This is a genomic window from Rhizobium sp. 268 (assembly GCF_036571585.1).
In the GTDB taxonomy this organism is placed as follows: Bacteria; Pseudomonadota; Alphaproteobacteria; order Rhizobiales; family Rhizobiaceae; genus Rhizobium; species Rhizobium redzepovicii.
The window spans coordinates 1-21,075 of record NZ_JAPPSO010000024.1 but is presented as its reverse complement, the minus strand read 5'-3'; the positions used below and the strand labels follow the sequence as shown (position 1 = coordinate 21,075).

The window sequence follows — 21,075 nt, the reverse complement described above, 5'->3', positions numbered from 1 at the left end:
GACAGGCCGGGCGGGTCTCAACCCGCACCACAGGGAGAGAGGAGTTGAGGGGAGAGGCGGCAAGTCTCTCCCCTCAAGACCGCGCGCAGGCTCGACGCCCGCGAGCGGTCAAGCCAGCAGAAAAGGCGAGAGACGGCCGTAGCCGCCCCTCGCCGGCGCATCAACCGTAGATGACACGGGCGATGCTGATACCAATGCCCGCCTCGCTGCGGATGGCGCGCATGATCGGGGCGAGCGTGCCCAACTCGGCGTCGGTGAGGGCGACAAGGCTCGGATAACTGATCTCGATGCCGTCGCAATCGGCCGCGAGCGCATAGTGCCAGTCGCCGCCGTTCACACGGTACTCGTGAGTGTCGACGTCGATTTCGAGATGATCAAGCAGCGTGATCCGGAAACGGGCAAGCCATTCCTCTTCGCCGTGAAGCTGGAAAGCGGCGAGGCCTCCCTCGTCCGGCTCGTTGGCAAGCTGGCGCTCCAGTGCCGTGATGGATTGCACCCGCGCAATTGCACATGCCAGTCCCTCGCTGAGCTTGTCATGCAGTTCCAATAGGAATTCATCTTCGCAACCCAAGCGATTTGCGAGGACGGTGAGCCTGAAGCCCGCAAGCACTGCGAGCTGATGGACGTAGTACCAGTCATTGGACATTGTAGTGTCTCCTTTCCGTCTCTGACGAAAGGAGGCCGCACCGTAGCCGCGAGGGGTCAGGGATCGCGGACGCGACCGCCAGCGGCGGCAAGCGGAGGAACCGATTTTCTGGTGATGGCCCGAAGGGACGGCGACTGAAAATTGGAGGGGCCGCGCAGTGCTTGACGCCGGAGCGGCGGGTGCACAATGGGACGTCAGAGAGAGATAGACCACGGCGCCGCCAGGCGCCGTGTCCGTATCCGGCGTCCAGCCGGCCATGCAGCCTTATCATCGGCCGTAGTCGTGAAACATTCCCGCCGCCGATGCGACAACCGCGAGAGGGGCGTGACCCGAATGGGCGGAGACCGTTTTGCGGGCTCCGTGAGCGACGGCGAATAGCACCGTCCGCCGCAGGCGGCTCGCCCGGATCATCCGCCGACAAGCCATCATCAGCATGAATCAATTGATACCGACCGATTCAAATATGTCGTTGGACGCCGAGACCGCCTTGCTCGATTCTCCGTGCCATGATTGCGCAACGCTACCAGCTCTATGTCGAACGCACCGACGCTTCGAAAAACATGGCCCGCTACTATGCCATGTCGATCGAGCCCAACCTGTTCGGCGAGGCCTGTCTCATCCGTCGATGGGGTCGTATCGGCGCAAGAGGTCAAAGGCGGGAGCATCATTTCGCGCGGGAGGAAGAGGCGGTCAGGCTGTTCCTTCAGCTTTTGCGAAAGAGGCGGTCGCGCGGATACAGGCCGAAACCGCATATCCGGGAAGATGCATCGGGTGATCGATAGCGAAGGGAGTGCCGCGGAGGCAGATGCCATCCTGATGTCGATGGCATGGGAGCGAAACAGGAGTGGGGGTATCCCACCGCTTCCGCCCTTCCCGCAAGAACCTCCGCAGGTTCTGACACATACCGGCGGCGAGCGAAGCGCGCCTGAAGCGCCGGTCGATCCGGCGCGTCGGTCCAGGTGACATGGCGAAAGCCACCCTCAAAAGGGTGGCTCGGCACTGAGGCGCCCTTCCTGTTCTGCCACCAGAACCTCGCGCTCGGCCAGTGCCAGGTCGAGTTCCGCCTCGATCTGGCGACGTTCGTCCGGGTGCGCGTTCCGCAACTCGGCCTGCAGTTCCACGATGGTCCGATCCAGTTCGTTTGTCATTGTCATCGTCTCCTTGACGTTTGTGAAAGACGACGCCCGCGGTCATGGCGGGATGGAGGGGTCAAGGATCGCGGTAGCGACCGGCGGAGCCGGCGAGTGGGGGAGCCGAATTTCTGGTTCGGGCCGCAGGACCGGGCCTGAAATTTGGGGGAACCGCTCGTCCTTGAGGCCTTCATGCCGCCATGGCATACTCGGCCGGACTGAGCAGACATTCCCTCTCCGTATGGCACCAGAGATCCGCGAGCGGGCTCGATGCCCGCTTGCGGATCCACCATGCAGACCTACGGCGATGCCCCAAAGGCCCTTCGTAGTTGTGGAAAAACGGGCAAATCGCTGAAGTTGGTGCGGTGCGTCGATGACAGCGCTTGGATCCCCTGTCAGGGATTCTCGCATTAACATTGATGCGGAGAGGAAAATGACTACGACCAATGAAATCGCCGACAAGATCGCCGGCGAACACAGCCTCACGAAGGCCCAGGGAAAGGCGATCGTCGAAGCAGTGATTGCATCGATCACCGAGGCAGCCGTTGCCGGCAACGAGACGTCCCTCCCCGGCTTCGGGAAGTTCAAGGTGAAGGCGACACCGGAGCGCGAGGCTCGCAACCCGTCGACCGGCGCGACGATCAAGGTTGCCGCGGCCAAAAAGTTGGCCTTTACGCCGGCGAAGGCATTGAAGGATGCGCTGAACAAGTAATCTTGTCAGCCAAGCAAAAAATAGCCCGGCGCCGTGCCGGGCTATTTTCGTTTTGCGTTTGCGTCAGCGAGCGGATGTTCCGTTGAGAAGATCCTGGATAATCGTGTCGCTGACCGCGTGATGCGCTTCGCGGGCACGGTCGTCCAGCAGCTTGTGAAGGATGCCCGATGCCAAGGGTATGAAGTCGAAACCGCGTGCGATTGCTGCGGACCGCAGTTGCGACAGTGTTTCGAACTCCCTGAGGTCAGTGCCAAGCCAGAGTCCAAGATCCTCGGCACCTGCGTCCGGAAATGCCTGGAGGAAGAACGTCTGAAGCGGGCGGTCGTAGCCGATAACGGCATCAGGGTCCGAGTGGCGGGATGCGGTTCTGGTGACGGTAATTGTGTAGCGGCTCATGGCGGCCTCCTTTCAATTGGGGGGAGCCGACCCCGATTGCGGGGCCGGCGGTCCGGTTCAGGCAGGGCTGTTCCAGAGGATGACCTTCTTCCCGGGCTCGCCGCCGGGCGCCGGGGCGACGTTGCCGAAGATCACGCCGATCTCGGGCGCTTCGAGCTTCGTAGAGATGTATTCCTCGCCGGTCTGGCGGGAGATGCGGTTCCAGGCCGCGCCGATCTCAAAGCCGGTCTTGCGGTGGATGATGCGGTAGTCCGGGGCTTCTTCGCTCGCCTTGTTGACGTTCGGGATGAGGGCGATCGGGGCATTGACCCGGATGGTGGCGAAGACGCCTTCGAGAGTGCCGTCGGTCTTTTCGGTGAGGGTTGCGATCGTGGTAGCCATGGGATTGTCTCCTTCGTTGCATCGGGACCATTCCCGATGGCGCCCGAAGAAGGGGCCGCGCCGCAGGCGTCACCGCAGCGTAGCGAAGGGAAACCCCCTTGCGGGGTTGACGCTGATCGCGGCCGGTCCCTTAGAAAGGCGACATAAAGAACGGGAATGGTCCTTGATTGCGACGTCGTCAGGAGACCTCGCCGTGGCGGCCGTTTGCTGCCGCGCGGAGTGCCGCGCTCGTGACATGCGTCGTGGTGTTCGGATCAATGGACCCTGGCCGTCAACCAGTCGGGCACATCGCGAGAGATTGGCACCGTTCTGATCCCATCCTCGTCATCAGAGCGGCTTCGGTCGGCGCGACACTCGAATTATCCGCCTCTCCTGTCGCAACTGCAGTTCTGCGGAGCCGGACCGCTTGACGGAGGTGATTTCAAGGGATGTCGCTTCGGAGGGCGGCGGGGATGCGGGAAGTCTCAGTCGAGGCGGTTGACCCGGCCGGTTCGGCCGCGCGCCTCGGCAAACAGTCTGGCGATCTTCACCATGAAGGGTTTGCTGAAGCGGCCGAGGATGTCCTGATCGGGCTCAATGTACCAGGAGCGCTCGACGATATCGTAGTTGTATTCGTCGACCATGATCCAGCACTGCTTCAGATCGCTTAAGCCCGCACGCTTGCGCTCGATCTCCGGGATCTCCAGAGCGATCCGGCCCGTCTGCGGCGGTTGGGTGGTGATGGCGAGAAGGGCAAGGTGCGTGTTTCCGTCGGCGGCATTGCGGATGGCGATCACGACGCAGACGGGGCGCTGCTTACGGCCCTCGGTTTCCCCGCGCTGCTGCTGCCAGGCCCGTAGGTACGGATAGGAGATGACCTCGCCGGGGCGGAATTCACGGCTCATCGTCGTAGCCTTCGCCGCGCGCCAACTTATCGAGCGCCTCGTCGAACAGTTCTGCATGCTCGGCGGGCATCTCCGAGATATGATAGGCCCGGCGCGGATCGCCGCCGGTGCGCATGCGCTCATAGTGCTCGTAGCTCATCAGCACGAAACGCGGCTTCTTGTGCCGGGTGAGCATCACCGGCTCGCGGCTCGCCGCGTCGGTGATATCGCCGATTTGTTTATTCAAGTCACCTGTCGTGAATTGCTTCATCGCTATCGTGTCCACTTCAGTTTCCATATAATCCATCTTCTCCATGTTTTCCATATATTCAGGAAACCGGCGCTCACGCGCCGTCTCCTGATGCCTGCCAGACCGGAATACCGAGCCGGCGTGTCTTGTCGGCGAGATTGCCTGTGATGCCGTTTCCGGGAAAGACGATCAATCCGGCGGGTATGACCGACAGCATATCGTCATTGCGGCGGAAGGGTGCTGCCTTGGCATGCTTCGTCCAGTTGGGCTTGAAGGTGATCTGCGTCACCCGGCGGGCTTCAGCCCAGCAGGCGGCGATACGTTCTGCACCCTTCGGCGCGCCACCGTGCAGCAATACCATGTCAGGATACTTCGCATGCGCCTGATCGAGCTTGGCCCAGATCCGCTCATGATCGTTATAGTCCATGCCACCGGCGAAAGCGATCTTGGTGCCGGCCGGGATTAGCACCTCGGTCTCGGCGCGGCGTCTGGCCGAGAGGAAGTCACGGCTGTCGATCATCGCCGCCGTCATGTTCGCATGATTTACCTTGGATCCGGTGCGCGGTCGCCAGGAGGATCCGGTCTGCGCCTCGAACAGCTCGGCGGCATAGTCGCGCATGAACTCGAAGCTATTCCTGCGTTCCAAGAGCGTGATGCCCTCGGCGACCAGGCGTTCGAGCTCGACACTTTTCACCTCCGAGCCGTCCTGCTCGCGCTGGCCGGTGCGCTGCGCTTCCTCGTTGCGGTCGAGTTCGCGCTGGATGCGCTCGCCGGCGCGATGGAAGAGATTGGGGACCGACCAGAACAGGTCTTCGAGATCGGGCTCCAGCCGGGTGTCGCCGAGCATCTCGGCGAAGGCGTCGAAGATCGCGGTGATCGATGACTGGACCTGCGGTTCCTCCGGCAATGGCCGTGGGTCGGGCTCGTCCTGGAAGGGGCGATAGCCGAAGACCTGCATCTCGTAGATGAAGCGGTCGGTCGGAGAGGACGCGTGATGGGGCTCGAAGCCGTCGTCGGGGGGAAGGATCAGGTCCATAGTGGTCTCCGTTTCGTGGGCCGCGCCTCTCGCGGCCTGACGGCGAACCCGGTCACGCGGGCCGAGGCCGGAACCGCGAGCGAAGCGCAGCGGCCCAGCGAAGCGCCGGGCGGCGGAGGAAGGGTTTCTTGATCCGCGAGGAATGACGGGCCATCGCATTCGGCCGAAAAGTGGGAACCGGTTTTCGGGGGAGCCGATGCGCGGAAATGGCCCGGCAGGGGAAGAAACCCGACCGACCCGCTGAAGGCCCGGAGGCCCGCGTGGTAAGGGTCGCCTCTCGGCAGGCCCGCGGGCGCGAATCCACACGAGGAGCCCGCACCACGGACCGTCCTCTCGCCCACGCCGCCTGCGTCCCGCTCTCCTGCGCCTTCCGGCAAGGCTCATCGGGGCAGGAAGGTCACCGCATCTTCCGGAGTGAGTTGAAGCCGCAGACTTGCGGTCATCTGGTCCGGACCCAGCCAGCGCAGATCCTCGTTGAAGTCGCCGAGTTCCGGCGACAGCACCAACGGCAGGATGCCTCGATCCTGCGCCCTGCGGCTCAATCCCTCGATCCCATGCCGGCCGGCCGCATCCGCGTCGGCGGCGATGTAGAGGCGCCGGCATTCGGGCGGGACGTTGAAAGTCGCGAGGTGATTAGCAGTCAGGGCCGCAACCATCGGCATGCCGGGCATCACGTGTGAGAGGGACAGCATGGTTTCGAGGCCCTCACCTGCCACCAGGACAGGCGCGGACGCGTTGACCGGAAAGCGGAAACGGACGCCATTACCGAGCAGTCCGCCGAGCGCGCGGCGGGGATCGTCCAGCTTGGCCTTGCCGACTCCGTTCGGGTCGAGCCCCGGGGACAAATAGGTGCGGTGCACGCCGGTGATCACTCCGGCGTCGTCGGTGACGGCTGCGATCAGGGCCGGATAGCTCGTCGTCCGGCCAGTCATGAAATTGCGATAGTAGCATGACGGGTGGAAGCGCAGGACCGCGTGGGTCGACGCCCGCAAGATGCCACGCTCGCGCAGATAGATATCGGCGAGCGTACCCGCCAACGGCTGCGTCATTCGAAACAGCCGTCGTGCCTGCTCCGTCGCCGGCCGCTCGACCGGAGAGGCATCACCGACGTCGCCCCTGACGTCTGACACCGGTTCGGGTTGGGGCAGACTGAGAAAATGACGCGCCTCCTCGGCAACGTCACGGAAGTCCACGAGGCCACAGGTCTCGCGGAGGAGATCGAGCAGGTCACCGAACTGACCGGTCGCGGCATCCGTCCACCTGCCGGCGCGCGGACCGACCAGATGCACGTAGAGCGACCGGCCCTTGTTGTTGTCGACATCGCCGACGAGCCAGTAATTACCGGCCCGGCGGCCCGCGGAAAGATAGTGGCGGCAGACCGCCTCCGCGTTTTGCGCGAGACGGCCCGCCAGATCGGAAGCGGAAAGCATGGCAGACCTCCGTCACGACCGGCGCGCAATGTCGATGAGGCGATGACGCTGCATCAGCTTCGACAGTATATCCGCACCCTCATCTGTCAGCGGCACGAAGAAGCGCAGCTTCCAATTGATCATCTCGGAGAACAGGCCGATAGACCGCAGCCAGTCGCGCATGCCGTCGGTAAAGCCGGTCAGTTCGACGCGGTACTCGTTCATCACACGCACGCGGCGGAGCGTCATGTCACCGGCAAGACCGACAATCGAGGATCCGTCGACCAGCGCCGCCCACGCTTGGTCGCCGCTCAGCACTTGCGTCTGATCGATCCCGAAGTTGCGGCAAAGGCCAGCGAGCCGATCCGGAGCAATGACGCGGCCGACGATCCGCTCGCCGTCATCGGTCTGCAGACGCCGCACCCGGCAGAAATCCTGTGGCAGCAGTTTCCAGATCGGCAGCAGCAATCCGCTGACGATGTGCACCGTGGACGTCGAGAATTCGGGCACGGCGGCAACCTCGGCATCCCAGGCATTTGCGAAAGCCTGCTCGTCTATTTCCTGCCAGCTGGTCTCTTCGAGCTGCCGGACTTCGAAGCGGAGCTCATCCGTCGGCCGGATTAGCGAGACGCGCGGCTGAATGGAGCCGTCTTCCAGCATGATGGAGCGGGTCGGGACCATCACGGCTGCCCGGCCCGACTTGCCGTTGATCATCAGCTTCGCGCGCGGATCCTGGCTCACAAGGGTCTGAACGTCCTCGAGCTGCATCGGCGCATTGCGATCCCTGCGCTCGATGGTCAAGAGATGCGACCGCGCGCCGGTGACCGGATGCGTGTAGATCAGCCGGCGGTCGGTGACCGTCATGCTGTCTGCGGTGATCGTCTCCAGGCCCTTGTCGTAAATGCCGGCAGCAATCGCCCCCTCGATGCGGGCGGCGAGCAGCTGCTCGAAGGCCTCGAACAGCACGTTCTGCATGGTGATGGTCAGCGCCAGCATGCGATTGAGGAAGGTCTGGATGGGTGGCAGCTCATCCTTCAATCCGCCCTCCTCTGATGTCAGCGACAGGCCGGTGATGCTTTCGAACGTTTCCAGCGAGCAGCCTTCGATCCTGCCAGCATGCAGCAGTCCGTAGAATTGCCGCAGCGCGTCGCGGGCATATTGGGATTCAAGATTGTCTTCGCTGCGAAACATGCCCTGCCCGCCGGTCTGACGCTGGCCACGGGTGATGGCGCCAAGCGTGTCGAGACGCCGGGCGATGGTCGACAAGAACCGCCTCTCCGCCTTGACGTTGGTAGCAATCATCCGGAAGCGCGGCGGCTGTTTCTGGTTGGTGCGATGGCTGCGCCCGAGGCCTTGGATCGCCACGTCGGCGCGCCACCCGGCTTCCAGAAGGTTGTGGAGACGCAGGCGCTGATTTTTTGCCGCGAGATCGGCGTGATAGGATCTGCCGGTCCCGCCGGCGTCGCTGAAGACGAGAATGCCTTTCTCGTCGTCCATGAAGGCGCGGGCCTCTCCGAGATTGGCGCTGCCCGGCCGGTTCTGCACGGCATAGCGGGCGATCGTGCTGCCGTCTTCGCGGCGAACGATGCGGCGCGAGCGGCCGGTGATCTCGGCGACCTGGCTGGTGCCGAAGTGCTGGACGATCTGGTCGAGAGCCGTCGGGATCGCCGCCAGGCTGCCCAAGGTTTCGACCAGTTCGTCGCGGCGGCGTTCGGCCTCCCGGCAGATCACTGGGTTGCCGTTTGCGTCATGAACAGGCCGGGAGCTGAGATTGCCCTCAGCGTCGGAGAATTCCTCGAAGAGCTGCACGGGAAAGGAGTGCATGAGGTAGTCGATGACATATTCCGCGGCGTCACGTCGACCTGCAGATCGCCCCATTCCTCGGTCGGGATCTGTGCCAGCCGGCGCTCGGTCAAAGCCGCGCCCGTCGAGACGATCTGGATGATGGCGGCATGGCCGTCCTCCAAATCCCCGGCGGTCACCGCGAGCAATGCCGGCGTCTTCATGCTGGTGAGGAGATGATTGAAGAAGCGCTGCTTCGAGCTCTCGAAGGCCGAACGTGCGGCCGCCTTGGCTTGTCTGTTCAACGTCCCGGTTTTGCCGATTATGCCGGACGCCTCCATGGCAGCATCGAGATGGTTGTGGATGACCTGGAACACCTCGGCATAGGCGTCGTAGATGCGGATCTGTTCCTCGGTGAGCTCGTGCTCGAGGATCTCATATTCGACGCCCTCGAAGGAGAGCGACCGCGATGCGTAGAGACCCATTGCCTTCAAGTCTCGGGCCAGCACTTCCATCGCCGCAACACCGCCATCCTCGATAGCCGCGATGAACTCGGAGCGGCTCGGGAAGGGAAAGTCGCTGCTGCCCCAGAGACCGAGTCGTTCGGCATAAGCAAGGGATTCAACGTCTGTTGCGCCGGTTGCCGAGACGTAGACGACGCGGGCGTCCGGAACGGCACGTTGCAGGCGAAGTCCCGCCCTGCCCTGTTGCGATGCCGCCTTGTCGCCGCGCTCAGTCTTGCCGCCGGCGGCATTGGCCATGGCGTGGCCTTCGTCAAAGACGACAACACCATCGAAGCTCTTTGCATTTCCAGTCCCGTCTTTGCCGCTCCCCGCCTCTTGACCTAACCAGTCGACGATCTGCTGAACCCGTGATCGCTTGCCCTCGCGCTCATCGCTGCGCAGCGTCGCAAAGGTGGTGAAGAGGATGCCTTCCTCCAGCTTGATCGGCTTGCCCTGCCGGAAACGGGACAGAGGTGTGACCAGCAGCTTTTCTTGGCCCAACGCGCTCCAGTCGCGCTGCGCGTCCTCGATCAGCTTGTCTGACTTGGAAATCCAGACGTGGCGACGGCGGCCCTTCAGCCAGTTGTCGAGAATGATGCCGGCAGCCTGGCGGCCCTTGCCGGCCCCGGTTCCGTCGCCGAGAAACCACCCACGGCGAAAACGAACGGCATCCTCAACGTCGGGCGCCACAGCCTTGAGATTGTCGAAGGAGGCATCGGCGCTCCAATGGCCAGCGAGGTAACGGGAATGGGCTTCGCCGGCATAGATGACGCTTTCGAGCTGGGCGTCGGAGAGATCACCGTTGGTGACGATGCGCTTCGGCAGGTGCGGGCGATAGCTCGGCTTCGGCGGTGCGACCGAGGCCATCGCAACCGATTCGACCAGCGTGTCAGGATGAGGTTTTGCGTCGGGAACGTGGATCGACTGCAGCCGGTAGGTCTCGTAGATACCGTCAGCAGCGTTTGCCTCATCCTTCGGCCGAGCGTCCCGCAGTTCGTAGGAGAGTTCGATGATCTCGTCATCGACGGGTATCGGACGGACCGTTGCTGCAGGCTGCGCCTGTCCTCCGACCGCGGGGCGATACGCCGGGGCGGCAACCGCTGCTGGACGCATCGTGTCCGCGCGCAGGCTACCGTTGGAGAGCGCACCGATGGAGTTCGACGCCGCCGCGGGCGCGCGGGGCGGAAGGCCGGTGATCCAGGTGAGCAGTGTTTCGAGATCGTGCGCGGTACCCTTCGACGTCACCAGCTTCGAAGGATCGCCCGCCTGGATCTTGTCGATCACGATCAGGCGCGTTTCCTTCGTCGTTCCATGCCGGGCATAGATGCTCCCGTCGATCGCTGCGGTGAACAGGACCGTACCCTTCTCCTGCAGCCGCACGAAAACGTCCCGCCATGCGGGATTGTCGGGAGAGAGGCTCGCGCCGGTGATCGCGACAAGTCGGCCACCGGGAGCAAGGCGCGCGAATGCGGAGGCCAGATGCCGCCAGGCGGCATCTGCCACGCGACCTTCGACGTGAACGCCGGCTGAGAAAGGCGGGTTCATCAGCACCACGGTCGGTCGAATGGAACGATCGAGGTAATCGTCGATATGCGCGGCATCGTGCTGCGATACCGGAACGCCAGGGAAAAGCCGCTGTAGCAGCGAGTACCGGACCACCGCATATTCGTTGAGCGCCAAGCGTGCGCCTGCAAGCTCCGCAAAGATCGCCATCATGCCGGTCCCAGCCGACGGCTCGAGCACCACGTCAGCGGCTATGACGCCGGCAGCACGAGATACGACGTAGGCAAGCGGGATCGGGGTCGAGAATTGCTGTCGTGCCTGGCTCTCCTCGGATCGGCGTGTATGGGTCGGCATGAGGTTTGCCACTTTCGTCAGCATTGCTAGCGTCGCTTGGGGCGACTGGGTTCCGGATACGATCGCGCGGAATTTGCGGAGGAACAGCACCTGGGCGATTTCAGTCGCCTCATAGGCCTCCTTCCAGAGCCAGGCGCCCTCGGCGTCGCTGCCGCCGAAAATCTTGTTCATGATTTGCCGCAAGTCTGTGGTGGCGACAGTTTTGCCCCGTTCCAAAAGAAACATGACTTGGGCAGCAGCGTCCATGAGGCCTTCAGCGCTGCTTCCGACGTGAGATCGTGGAGTGGTGGAAATGTTCTGAGGATGCGAGATGATATTCATCGAAGGATGCTCCAAGAGTGAGGAAAGAACAGCGGAGCCCAGCGTCCTGCCGAAGGTCGGAGGAACGAAATCGGGCAGCCAGGGAGGGATTGGGATCGCCAGCTTGAACTGCTGGCGATCGTCAGGATTAGGTCGTCGCGCTTACGATGAAGCCCGTCGAATCGTCAGGATTAGGTGGCAGATAGGCGTCGTAAGGATTGCCGTCGGCGAGATGGCCGAATGGCGTAAAGACGTATTCGCCATTGGTGCGGCCGACAGCGCAGAGCACGTAACGCGGCTCGCGTGTAGCGGCATCGAGGCATTCCAACAGAGCGAGATTGCCATCGGCTGCGGCGCGCAGCAGCGTGTCGAAGTTTGTGCGGGCATGATCGGGGATAGCCATTGGGTGCTCCAGACAAAATGAGGCCCGGCGCTTGACCGGGCTCAGGGATGACGACGATGGGATTTGCAGACGCGGCCGGGCCTGAGCCAGGGGCGCATGAACATGTCAGGCAGCGCTCTCGAGCAGCTTCTTCGCTTTGCCTTCGAGTTCGAGACGCGTGTCCTGATTGGTCTTGGTGCGCGCCAGCGCGGTGATGCCCTGCACGAAATCGAAGACTGACTCCGGTGGCCGTCCCTCCTCCGACAGCACCATCTCGATCACCTTGCCGGTCTCGCCTTTCGAAAATCCGCGCCGGCGCAGGAAGTTTTCGCGGTCGTCGTCCTCGCGCGCGACGATCCGCTCGCGCGCCGCCCTGATGCCGGCGATGAAGGGCGCAGGCGACGAATTGGCGAAGGTGGTCAGCGCGGGTGCTGCTTCATGCGCGAACCGCTGAGCAGCAAATTTCGAATGCCGGATGGTGATTTCCTCGAAATTCTCCGTGCCCCAGAGATTGCGGTTGGCGCAGACCGCTCGCAAATAGAAGGAGGCGATGCCGAGCGTCTTCGATCCAACTTCCGAGTTCCAGGCGTAGAAGCCGCGGAAATAGAGGTCGGGCTCGCCGTTCGGCAGGCGTCCGGCTTCGATCGGATGGGTGTCGTCAACCAGAAACAGGAAGACGTCGCGGTCGCTGCCATAAAGCGTCGTCGTGTCCTTGGTGATGTCGACGAAAGGATTGTGGGACATCGTCGCCCAGTCGAGAACGCCCGGTACTTTCCACATCGTATCGCCGGTCCCGTTACCGGCGATCTTCATCACCGCTGAGACCAGTTCGTGGTCCCAGATGCGACCGTATTCCGGTCCGGTCACCGCGCGCAGTTCCAGCCGGCCGTCATCCATCTCAAGCGTCTTGACGAGCTCGGCGCGGTGATTGAGCAGGCCATGCTGCAGGTTGATCGCCGCAAGCGGCGCCGGCAGTTGCCGCGTATAGGTGGCGGGAGCACCCACGAGGCTGCAAAGCTGGCCGTAGCTCCAGTGGGTCGGTGCGATCGTTTGGCGCTGACCTGGAACGAGAAGCTCAAGCCGCTCGGCATTGTCGCGCGTTGCTTCGACGCGGATCGCAGCGCTTTCGATCGTTCGGGCATGGGCGCGTTCGGCGCGGGACCGGACGGTGTCGTAGAGATCGCTCAGCGACAGGAAGCGTTCATCGTCAGGACGGGAAAACCATTCGGACGAAACGCGGCCGATCCGTTCGCCGCGGGAGATATCGACCTTGAAGGCGGATCGGGCGGACAGGTTGTTGGAGGTGAGAGTGGTCATAAGCTGTCTCCTTATAAGCAGAAACCCGGCGCGATGGCCGGGCGAGGTTGAGAAGGATGCTGGGAAGAGGAATCAATCGGAAGCCAGCCGGCGGTGCGCCGACCGGATTGCCAAGAGCGCCGCCTGGAATTCGGCGTTCCCGACCATGTCGGAAAAATCCATCGTGGTGGCGACAGAGAGGCATGCAGCATGGATCTCGTCGTCGGTCACCGCCTCGGATGTTAAACCCTTAAAGCTCGGGTCGACTTCGAGCACCGCGGTGATTGCGTCGCGCACACCACCCTCCTGCAGCCTGACCAGGACGTGGGAAGGCTTTGGCGGATCGACCGGCTTCTTCAGGATCCGGGTCTCCGGCGAGAATGGCTTCTCCTCGTGTAATCGCCCAGGCAGATCGAGCGAGCCAATCGAGCGACGGTGGCCGGGCAGCACCGACATCATCGAACAGGATCTTCAGCAATCCGAGCAGGATCTCGAAGTGACGCGCCCGGCGCTGGACAGGTTCGTTGAATTGCTGGGGGATCTGGATCGGCGGACCCGCATAGGCCGCATGTGCACCGTCCCAGATGCCGGTGACATGAATTGCGCCCGAGGAATCGAAGTCCGTCTCGGCGATATCCCAAGTGTCGTCCTCGATAGCGGCACGGCAGGCCGCGTCCAGCGTGTCAGCGGAATAGGTGCGATGCCGGAAGACCGGCAGGTGATAGGTGGTCTCGATGGTGAAGTCAGGCATAGGTGCCTCCTGAAACGGAAAAGCCCGGCGCGATGGCCGGGCTATTGGGAAAAGGACCCGACCGCAATGACGATCGGGTCAGGCTGAGTCGGGTCACTATTCGGCGGCGGCGAGATGCTCGCCGCCGATCTCCCTCTCCGTATCGCCGGTGTCGTCGTCCGACGTTTCCGGCTCATCGAGCAGGAAGACCGGTAGGTCCTGAGCTTCGAAGATTGTCTCGCCCTCGTCGGACCCGATGGTGTCTCCGACAGCGTTGTGTTCGATGGTGCCTCCCTCGACCATCATGCGAAGGGGTTCAGGCAACCAACTGCTGCCTGTCATCAGCCGTTCGGCCTCGCGGGCCATGTCGGTCTTCTTGAGATGGCCAATCAGCTCCGCCGCCTGGTCACCCTTGGCTTCTCGAACTGCCTGCAGGATGCGGGCCTTGGTGACGCGGCCGAGATAGTTGTCGGCGGTCGACGTCCAACCGGCTTCCACCATGTCGAAACCGATCGAGCGGGCCAGCTGCTCAGCGTGGGCAATCGCCCGAGCCCGCTTGTTCCAGGGTTCGATCACCGCGTTGACCGACAAGGAGGTGCAATGCGCGAACAATGCCTGGCGGCTGACCTCGTCGAGCTTGATCAGGAAATCCCAGAGATCGTTTGGATCTTTGGGAAGATCCTGGCCCCAGCCATCGTGCCGCTGATCGATCTCCTTCGCCCAGACTGTATCGCCGAGGCCGGGCGTCTGGCTGAAGCGAGCGCTTTGCAGCGTCACCTCCAGGCACGAATCGGAACCATAGACGTAGAAGGTCTTCAGGACGAAGGCATGCAGCACGCCGATAAAGGCGATGACAGGATTGTTTGCCAACGCATTGCGTAGCGCGACGGTGCGCGCCGCCGTCAGATCGAGAACCAGGCGGTCCGGAAGCGGCTTGATCGCTTCGTCCTCGTCGTCCGGTTGGGTGTCCTCGCCGCCGGCCGCGCCGGTTACCGCAAGAGCACTGCCATGATCGGCACGACCGTCGCCGCCATCAGTCGACGGATCGACCTCAGCCTGCTGCTCGTCCTCGGGACGCACGAAGCCTCGTTCGATCTTGATCTCGCCACTGGCGCCGAGCGACACGAAGACGCCGCCGCGAGCAATATCCTGAGGATCGAAGACGAATGGCCGGTCGTTGAGCCGGTCGAGTTCGCTGCCGAGTTCCTCGAGCTCCTGTTCGGTCGCTTCCGAGTATTCGTTTGCCTCCGCATACTCTGCATCGAGCTTGTCGTATTCGGCGCGGGTCGCGTCATAGCGGGCCAGTTCATCTTCAGTCATTTCGGCCTGCTCGCCATAGACGCGGCGCAGGCCGGACGTGTGGCCGTAAGGGAAGTCGAAGGCGGCTTCGACCCATTTCCAGCCCCCGCTTATCCGAATTGCCTCGGCGTCAGCCTTGAGCTTTTCCATCACAAGCTGCTCCAGCAGCGCCGGATCCTGCAGCCAGCCGCCCTGGTCCTGCTCGAACAGATCGCGCATGGTCACACCGCCTGCGGCCTCGTAGGCTTCGATGCCGACATAGACGGCGCGGCGGTCGCTGGCACGGATTGCGGTTTCGGTCAGCAGCCGACGGACGTAATAGGGCTCGCGGCTATGCGAACGCGAGATCGTGTCCCAGACCTGCTCCTGGCGAACGTGGTCGTTGGTGATTGAGAACGCCATGATCTGTTCGAGCGTCATCTCATCCTCGGCATAAAGATCGAGAAGCCGCGGTGAGACGGATGCCAACCGAAGCCGCTGCCTGACCGTCGCGACCGAAACGAAGAAGCGCGCGGCGATCTCCTCTTCGCCAAGCCCCTGCTCGCGCAAGGTCTGGAAGGCGCGGAACTGATCGAGCGGATGAAGGCTGACGCGTTGGACGTTTTCGGCGAGCGAGTCCTCGACTTCGAGGGTTTCGCCTTTGCTGACGATGCAGGGAACGCCGGCGGTTTTGGCCAATCGCTTCTGCGCGACAAGGCGCTCGAGGGCGCGATAACGGCGTCCGCCGGCCGGAATCCGATAACTTCCCGTCTCGTTGCCATCGTCGTCGAGTTCGGGGCGGACGTTGAGGCTGGTGAGCAGCCCGCGATGGGCGATGTCCTCCGCCAGGTCCTCGATCGAGACGCCTGCCTTGATCTTGCGGACGTTCTGCTGGCTGAGCACCAGCTTGTTGAAGGGAATATCCCGGGCTGCACTGAGGGTGATTTTCTGAATGGCCTGGGCCATGTCGGTTTCTCCATGACGGACCGGGCGGAGCCTCTCTCCAACCCTCTCAATCCGTCACAGCTTTCCCCTTCCCTCCTCTCCCTCTATCGCCTCCCCACCATGTCCCACCGTCTCTTCGACAAGCGAAGCTTCCCTTGCGGTCAAGACCCGGTAATGCTGCGTCGGGGATCGAAGCCCCTCGGATGAAGACTGGCGCATCCTGGCTTCAACTTTGCCAACACTGCCGCACCGTCAACCGTGCCCGCGCCTCCACCTGACCCCTCATGCAGCGCACTGAATGCGAGACCTCCGCTAGGCAGTCTGACATTCATTGGAGCAACGCCGAACGGCAGCACCACGGCCTTGCGGCCCGGGCTGCCTCTCAGTGTGCGAAATCCGCTCTCGCCACTTCCCTATCACCCGAGGGTGGGCGCGCGACATCGTCCCCAGACCTACTCAGGTTAGCGTTTCCAGACAGGACCTATGTCCGCAATCCATCGATGTTCTTGTTCTGTTCGTCGTCCTGACCAGCTCCAGGAAAACGGCGCTATCTTTTTCTCTGGAGCAGAACCCATACTGCGAATGCCTTGCGATCCGATCGTGGCGCCGATGCAAGATCTCTGATTGCCTGCTCACAGTTGTCGATTAGAACGAGGACTTCTGCCCGCACATAACGCGCAAGCGGGTCGTAATCGGCGCGATGACGTTCTTCCTGCAGGATGACAAACGTATCGGCGAATGAGACAATACTGCCCGGAAAGCCGCGGGCTGCCGCTGCTTTGCAGGAATTTTTCGCGACACCGTGCTCGAGAGTCCGATAGACTTGCGCCCATGCCGGTTCACTGCGCGTATCGCCTGTCCCCACCAGTAGATCGGCACAATCGCGAGCCAGCGCATGAAACAGCGCATAGTAAGCTGTACTGACACCACGTTTGAGGTCGGACTGGCGTGGACGCTTGGGGCTGGCCTTGGCAAGCCGCCGAGCGGTGGCGATTAAATCATTCGACACTTAGCTTGCGATCTTCTGCTGTTCGTCGAAATGATGCCGAATATGCGGAAACCGCGTCTCTCCAAGGGCGCTCAAAGCCTTTCGCACCTCAGTCGAAAGACCGTAAGTGAGTTTCGAACTGATCGGCTTGTCCGAATAGGCATAATTCACGTCAACGAGCAGGATGGGATCGCCATCGCTGTCTCGATCGGCCCGAATGTCGGCGCCAGAAAACCCTGCCTGGCCGAGGCGATCACGGAGGACCTTCTCAACGGCCGACTTGGTGGATTTCGATATGGTCTGTTCGTCGCTCATGTTTGCAATATAGAGGATTCTGCCAAGGACCGCCACTCCCGCAGAGACGAGGGCGAGCATTTCCATAGCTCATGCGCAGACTGGTCTGTACCAAACAGACGGATGAAGCGCAGTCGTGCCTTGAGATCGGCTGCCGCAATATGCAATTCTGCAACAAGAACAGCTTAGACGATGTAGATCCCAGCCTCGCAGGGAAAGAAAAGATTGGGTTGGAACCTATGACAAAACCTTGGATAGTCAGCCGCGGCCCGATCGTAGCTTCGCAGATCGACATCCGGAAAGCAGACGCCATAAACGCCTTGCTGGTATGCCAGGTCGGGATCCTACCGGGAAGGCAAGGCGATCCTATCCGACCCTTTGCTATCGGGCTCTTTGAGGAAATTCGCCCGCTTTTGAAACCCGGTGTTGGCATCACGACGTTGCGCCGCGCGCTTGCTGCCTTTGTCCACTCCAAGCGATATTATTTCGCGAGCGCCCGGCCCAATTCCGTTCGCCATGGTCTGGACGGTAGGCCGCTGGAAGCCCTGAGCGAGGATGATTGCATGACGGCGCAGAACCGTTTCTAGGTTTGAAGCAAAAAGGCAACCGGCGGTGAGCGAACAGAGCCGTCTTCATCCTCCCCTTCCTCGACGCCAGGCGCGACAAAATCAGAGCAGATACGTGCGAGCCTTCTCGGCCGCAGAAAAATGCAGCACACCTCGTCCATCTCGTCTTGAGCCGACGTCGACCACCACCCCAATCGCTTCTCAAACGATAGACCCTCGACTGCCAACGAGGATCTTCACCCCTAAAAATCCGGACATAGATGCAACACGCAAAAATTACACGTACCCAGCACCCGGTCGGCCATGGCGGCTTTCACTCCGGATTGATCTCGACTGTCGAGGGGTCGCCCGACGGCGTGCGCTCTGCCAATGAGCGCCCCGTCACAAGCTTTTCCTATGTCTATGACTGCGGCTCGGAACGAAGCGACGCTTTCAACAGTGAAATGTCGCTCTACCCGGCAGCATGCGACGGAAAGACGGACGTGCTTTTTGTTTCACATCTTCATGCTGATCACATCAACGGCATCGATCGTCTGCAGGCAATGGCGCCAGCGAAGACGGTCATCGTTCCCTACCTGGATGCTGTAGAGCGCTGCTTTTCGTGCTTTCCGATTTTGAGCGCGGTACGGTATCCCGATCGTCGCTCGACTACTTTGAGAGCCCCGTAGCCTGGTGGGTCGGGAGAGGTGCGGAACGGATCATCTTCCTTCAACCGGGCGGGCCTGACGATATCCCTCCTCCGCGTCGCGCGGAACCCGACGGTCCGACCGACGGCCCGTCCGCTGGACGCCGGATACGACTCGATGACGCTCCGGTCCAAAGGCTCGTCGGCAAACAGACTGGCGTCTTACTTGCGTGCCCCACACTGGCCGATCGCTGAAAAGCTCACTCCTGGGGATCCAACAGCGCGAGAGACGCAAAACGGCGCCTATGTGGCTGCATCCGGCTCGGATCTCCAGCTTGAGTGGCAATCCTTTACAGGTGACGCGTGGCGCAGGGGCGATTGGGTTCTCCTGCCCTATGTCCATCCCGTCGATGATCCCGCCCGAAAGCGGTTTCTCCGGGACATTAAAAAGGTGCTTGATTTCCGGGGAAATGACGAGGCAAAGCTCGCCAAATCGCTGCTTGAGCGCATACGTTCTATGGAAAGTGCCAAGCGGCTGGTCGAAATCTACACCCGGCATTTTGCCGGAGGACACAATGCGATTTCGATGTCACTTTACTCTGGGCCGTTATCTCAACGCGCCGGCGCAAGCTCAAGCCACACCGAGCCATCCCGGCAATGGCGCTCCTCGCTCGAAGGACCACCCTACGGTCGCTTCTCTGGTCACATGATGGCATCGGCTGGCTGGGCACGGGTGACGCGGCGCTTCGGCATGATAAATGGCGCCAGCCATGGCGTACGTTTTTCGAAGGCTTTGATGACCGAATTGTGGTCATGACATTGCCACATCACGGTTCCGCCAATAATTTCCATCCGGAAATCCTTGGGTTCCGAGCATTGCGGTTCGCGCTTGCCACGACTGGCGAGGCTCGAAACCGCGTGTCTCGCCTGAGAGAGACGCTCGGTGCGGTTGAACAGGCGGGTATTCATACACGAGTTATCGACGATGGACGCTTAAGCCGTTTCACTGTCACTTGCGAACGTAGCATGGCCTAGGCGGCCGTCGGGCGACGGCTATGCGCGAATATGTCGTTTTGCATTTATTGTAAGATCCCGCTCCCACCGAAATCACAAGTCGCACGATGAGGAGACGAGGTTCGCCTCCCGCGCCTCCGTGTGCGGGGGCAGACGGACGTCGGGTAGTCACGGCAAACTCCGCCTGCGGTGGAATTGAAGCTTGTATGTTCGCCACCCACCCAGCACTCGCTCCCTTCTTGCTCTGCCTCGCCGGACGAGCAGCTCTGATAATGTGTATATCAAAACTGTGAGGGGCGAGCATACTGGCGGCGCGTAGGCTTGGTCAGCGCCCGACAGCCGGTCCTGCTACGAGTTCTTGGAGATGAACGATGATCCCGTCACGATCCCGCAGACTTTGCACGAGGCATCCGAAGCAGGAAAGTACGCGGCACCCGCGGGGCCCACACTTTTCAAAAGCCCGCGCGCTCATTGCCGGCGCGCCGCTCAACTCGAAGAACATGGCGTCGACGAAGACCCCGTTGTGATTTCAGTCGCTTGAGGCCGTTAGTCACGACTAACGGCCAATAAGCTCCCGTCATCGACGCCCGTTGAGCAATTGCAACGAACGCAAGCACCTGTTTTCCACCCGATTGTCTGCGAACTGGAAGCCAGACGGGTTCGAGTGTTTCAGACCATGGTAGGTAAAGAAATTACCCGAGATTCACCAGCAACTCTACAGCCAGCACTAAACTTTCCCTCCCCCGATGTCCAATATCGCGATGCCTGGATTGCAGTGGAACGAGCTTTGCTGCCAAACAGCAAAATTCGCGGGCTAGAAGACGGAAACGCCAAGCAGTCCAGAAACACATTTTTATTTCAGTCGTTTAGCGCAGTTAGTCGCAACTAACGGCGATTTACACCACTTGAAGGAGCCTGCCACCATTGTTGCGGAGTAGCGCCATGATCACCGGACCGAGAGAAAACTGATCCCGCTCGGCTCGCCGCGTGAGATCCCGCAGATATCCACCTGGGGAATTGATCAGATTTGCGCGCTCAAGAATGCAACCGACTGCCACCGCGGCATTTTCCGGCCCCATGACCTCGCACGCATCTTGGTAAGCAGATGGGCTGATTCCCAGCATCGATCTCACCACGACCGCTGCCGACATAAGATCACGCCAGCTACCGACAGCTCCGCCCGGTCCATAGTCAGCCAACTGCTGACAGGCCTTCAGCATCACACCAATAGAGAAAGCCTTCAGCGGTTCGACCTTTGGCTTGTCGGGTTTGCTCGGTTTCACGCCCGGCGATATTTGGTATTTGGACGAAGTCGTCGTGAAATGCGCTGGAGAGAAATTCTGGCTCTGGCGTGCGGTCGATCAACATGGCACCGTTCTCGAAGAGATATTGCAGAAGCGGCGTGATAAAAGGGCAGCGAAGCGCGTGCTGGTGGCGTTAACGAAGCGCTATGGCTTTGCTCCCAAACGGATCATCACCGATAAGCTCCGCTCCTACAGTGCAGCAAAGGCGGAAGTGGCACCCGGCCTTGACCATTGGTCGCACAAGGGCCTCAATAATAGGGCCGAGAACAGCCATCTGCCGTTTCGAAAACGGGAACGAACCGTGCAAGGCCACAGATCACCAGGCACGTTGCAACGGTTCGTCTCCATGCACTCAGCGACCCGCAATTGCTTTTCGGTTCCGTCCCGT

At 61.6% G+C, this 21,075-nt stretch carries 17 protein-coding genes and 5 pseudogenes; 6 read left to right on the top strand and 16 right to left on the bottom strand.

The features are described 5' to 3' along the window. Window positions 1-160: 160 nt before the first annotated feature. Window positions 161-646 carry a hypothetical protein gene (locus OS035_RS30345; protein WP_064682855.1) on the bottom strand — a complete coding sequence of 162 codons (486 nt, stop codon included), beginning with the start codon at window positions 644-646 and terminating at the stop codon, window positions 161-163. Between the two features lie 506 nt (window positions 647-1,152). On the opposite strand from OS035_RS30345, the gene OS035_RS30340 reads away from it, so the two are divergent. Further along, window positions 1,153-1,428 carry a WGR domain-containing protein gene (locus tag OS035_RS30340; protein WP_033182415.1) on the top strand — a complete coding sequence of 92 codons (276 nt, stop codon included), beginning with the start codon at window positions 1,153-1,155 and terminating at the stop codon, window positions 1,426-1,428. Window positions 1,429-1,626: 198 nt separating this feature from the next. On the opposite strand, the gene OS035_RS30335 is transcribed toward OS035_RS30340, so the two are convergent. Then, the gene (locus OS035_RS30335; protein ID WP_165402123.1) at window positions 1,627-1,794 is read right to left on the bottom strand and encodes a hypothetical protein; all 168 of its coding nucleotides are present in this window, start codon (window positions 1,792-1,794) and stop codon (window positions 1,627-1,629) included. Window positions 1,795-2,209: 415 nt separating this feature from the next. Between OS035_RS30335 and OS035_RS30330 the strand changes: the two genes are divergently transcribed. Next, on the top strand, window positions 2,210-2,488 hold the full coding sequence (locus OS035_RS30330; protein WP_011654510.1) for an HU family DNA-binding protein: 279 nt from the start codon (window positions 2,210-2,212) through the stop codon (window positions 2,486-2,488). 63 nt (window positions 2,489-2,551) lie between these two features. Here the strand turns inward: OS035_RS30330 and OS035_RS30325 are convergent, their stop codons facing one another. The 13 genes and pseudogenes from OS035_RS30325 to OS035_RS30260 form a co-directional block, all read right to left on the bottom strand. Then, window positions 2,552-2,884, bottom strand: coding sequence for a hypothetical protein (locus OS035_RS30325; RefSeq protein ID WP_033182416.1), 333 nt, complete (start codon window positions 2,882-2,884; stop codon window positions 2,552-2,554). Between the two features lie 57 nt (window positions 2,885-2,941). After that, entirely contained in the window at window positions 2,942-3,265 is a 324-nt protein-coding gene (locus OS035_RS30320; RefSeq protein ID WP_331814680.1) for a DUF736 domain-containing protein, read from the bottom strand. Window positions 3,266-3,729: 464 nt separating this feature from the next. Beyond that, a complete protein-coding gene (locus OS035_RS30315; RefSeq protein ID WP_033182418.1) occupies window positions 3,730-4,149 on the bottom strand; it encodes a hypothetical protein in 420 nt (139 codons plus the stop codon). Beyond that, window positions 4,139-4,399: a type II toxin-antitoxin system prevent-host-death family antitoxin gene (locus OS035_RS30310; protein ID WP_033182464.1), complete on the bottom strand. Its 261-nt coding sequence runs from the start codon at window positions 4,397-4,399 to the stop codon at window positions 4,139-4,141. Before OS035_RS30310 ends, OS035_RS30315 begins: the two co-directional genes overlap by 11 nt. A 73-nt stretch (window positions 4,400-4,472) precedes the next feature. Further along, the gene (locus tag OS035_RS30305; RefSeq protein WP_331814677.1) at window positions 4,473-5,414 is read right to left on the bottom strand and encodes a DUF2493 domain-containing protein; all 942 of its coding nucleotides are present in this window, start codon (window positions 5,412-5,414) and stop codon (window positions 4,473-4,475) included. A 380-nt stretch (window positions 5,415-5,794) separates the two neighbouring features. Continuing rightward, a complete protein-coding gene (locus OS035_RS30300; protein WP_331814674.1) occupies window positions 5,795-6,844 on the bottom strand; it encodes a DUF7146 domain-containing protein in 1,050 nt (349 codons plus the stop codon). A gap of 12 nt (window positions 6,845-6,856) precedes the next feature. Continuing rightward, window positions 6,857-11,286, bottom strand: a pseudogene (locus OS035_RS30295) (strawberry notch-like NTP hydrolase domain-containing protein). A 127-nt stretch (window positions 11,287-11,413) separates the two neighbouring features. Next, complete coding sequence (locus tag OS035_RS30290; protein WP_033182422.1) at window positions 11,414-11,668, bottom strand: DUF6117 family protein; 255 nt, start codon at window positions 11,666-11,668, stop codon at window positions 11,414-11,416. A gap of 105 nt (window positions 11,669-11,773) precedes the next feature. Further along, complete coding sequence (locus OS035_RS30285; protein WP_331814669.1) at window positions 11,774-12,964, bottom strand: DUF932 domain-containing protein; 1,191 nt, start codon at window positions 12,962-12,964, stop codon at window positions 11,774-11,776. 72 nt (window positions 12,965-13,036) lie between these two features. After that, a pseudogene (locus OS035_RS30280) lies at window positions 13,037-13,694 on the bottom strand (hypothetical protein). A 96-nt stretch (window positions 13,695-13,790) separates the two neighbouring features. Then, window positions 13,791-15,917 carry a ParB/RepB/Spo0J family partition protein gene (locus OS035_RS30275; RefSeq protein ID WP_331814665.1) on the bottom strand — a complete coding sequence of 709 codons (2,127 nt, stop codon included), beginning with the start codon at window positions 15,915-15,917 and terminating at the stop codon, window positions 13,791-13,793. Between the two features lie 526 nt (window positions 15,918-16,443). Beyond that, window positions 16,444-16,905 (bottom strand): hypothetical protein, encoded by a 462-nt coding sequence (locus tag OS035_RS30265; protein ID WP_033182425.1) that lies wholly within the window; start codon window positions 16,903-16,905, stop codon window positions 16,444-16,446. Next, window positions 16,906-17,259, bottom strand: coding sequence for a hypothetical protein (locus tag OS035_RS30260; RefSeq protein ID WP_017958513.1), 354 nt, complete (start codon window positions 17,257-17,259; stop codon window positions 16,906-16,908). Between the two features lie 158 nt (window positions 17,260-17,417). Here OS035_RS30260 and OS035_RS30255 point away from each other — a divergent pair. From OS035_RS30255 to OS035_RS30245, 3 genes and pseudogenes are all read left to right on the top strand, one after another. Next, window positions 17,418-17,915, top strand: a pseudogene (locus OS035_RS30255) (ProQ/FINO family protein). 89 nt (window positions 17,916-18,004) lie between these two features. Continuing rightward, window positions 18,005-18,412, top strand: a complete 408-nt coding sequence (locus OS035_RS30250) for a hypothetical protein (RefSeq protein WP_331814658.1) — start codon at window positions 18,005-18,007, stop codon at window positions 18,410-18,412. 135 nt (window positions 18,413-18,547) lie between these two features. Beyond that, entirely contained in the window at window positions 18,548-19,186 is a 639-nt protein-coding gene (locus OS035_RS30245) for a hypothetical protein (RefSeq protein WP_331814656.1), read from the top strand. Between the two features lie 1,093 nt (window positions 19,187-20,279). Here OS035_RS30245 and repC read toward each other — a convergent pair. After that, a pseudogene (repC, locus tag OS035_RS30240) lies at window positions 20,280-20,690 on the bottom strand (plasmid replication protein RepC); the annotation flags it as partial. On the opposite strand from repC, the pseudogene OS035_RS30235 reads away from it, so the two are divergent. Next, window positions 20,674-21,075, top strand: a pseudogene (locus tag OS035_RS30235) (IS6 family transposase); the annotation flags it as partial. The pseudogenes repC and OS035_RS30235 overlap by 17 nt on opposite strands.